We start from the raw sequence: 1163 nt of genomic DNA, 5'->3' as shown, positions 1-1163 counted from the left end.
GCCACGGTCGCACCGCCTGACGGTCAGGAGATGTCGCGCCGGCGCATCGCCCAGAGGGCCGCGCCGAGGATCACCACGAACCCGACCGTCATCATCACCGAGGACTGCTGCCAGGTGATGTCCAGAGTGTCCGGTTTGCATTCGCCGTAGTAGGTGGCCTGGCAGGTGTTCCAGTCCTCCAGGGTCACCTTCTTCTGCATCCACGCCACGGCGTAGGTCGGCAGCAGCCAGGCCTCGGCGAAGCGCACGCCGGCCATCGCCAGCAGGATGCCGAGACCGAACTGGCCGACGACCATCAGGGCGATCACCCCGCCCAGGGCCATCGCGGTGTGCCGCCCCAGCGAGGCGAGCGCGAAGCCGATGGTCGCGGTGACCAGTGCGAGCACCAGCCCACGCAGCCCGGTCAGGGCGAATGACTGCCACGCCCCGGAGGTCATCTTCGCCGTGCTGCCACGGAACGTGGCGACCAGCCAGAAGCTGCCGAACCACAGCACCGTCGTGGGCACCGCCAGGGCGACCAGCCCGGTGAGCAGCGCCGCCAGCTTCGTCAGCAGTACGGTCAGCCGCTTCGGCCGCCACAGCAGCAGGTTCATCATGCCGCCGGTGTTCCACTCGGCCCCGACGAACGAGGCCCCCACGACGAACCCGACCAGCGCGAGGATCGCCGCGAGCGGCAGCAGCGTGTCGCCGAAGTTCTCCCGGAAGTCGAAGGTCGACGGCAGGAACCACTGCGTCTCGATCGCCTCCCTGGGCGGCGGCTGGATGGACGCACAGTCCTGCGGGAAGTCCTCGGCCTGGGCCGTTCCGGCGGCCTTCGCCTTGTCGCACTCCGCGCGGTACTGCGCGTTGTGGCGGACGTCCCGCTGCCACTGCTGTTCGGCGGCGCGCTCGGCCTTGGCCAGCGCGGCGGCGTCGATCTTCTCGTTGGTGAAGAAGACCCCGATCACCACCATGGCGAGCACCAGCAGGCCCAGCAGGCTCATCCAGCGGGTGAAGCGCCGCTTCGCGAGCCGGCGCAGCTCCGTACGGTAGAGGCTCACGCGCCCCACCCTCCTCCGGCGGCGCCGGGCTGCCCCGCGCCACCGACCTTCGTGGACTGGTCGACCTGCCGGTGCTGGCCGGGTACCGGCGCGGTGGCGGTCAGTTCGAGGAAGACGCTCTCC

1 protein-coding gene is annotated in these 1163 nt (G+C 70.2%); it reads right to left on the bottom strand.

The genetic code is table 11. The features are described 5' to 3' along the window. Positions 1–23: 23 nt before the first annotated feature. The gene (locus tag AB0B91_RS66345) at positions 24–1040 is read right to left on the bottom strand and encodes an ABC transporter permease subunit (protein WP_089003175.1); all 1017 of its coding nucleotides are present in this window, start codon (positions 1038–1040) and stop codon (positions 24–26) included. Between the last annotated feature and the right edge of the window lie 123 nt (positions 1041–1163).

Origin of the sequence: Nonomuraea sp. NPDC049141, assembly GCF_040648415.1 — a bacterium.
In the GTDB taxonomy this organism is placed as follows: Bacteria; Actinomycetota; Actinomycetes; order Streptosporangiales; family Streptosporangiaceae; genus Nonomuraea.
Note: the sequence above shows the minus strand (reverse complement) of the source record. Positions and strands in the feature narration are given on the sequence as shown.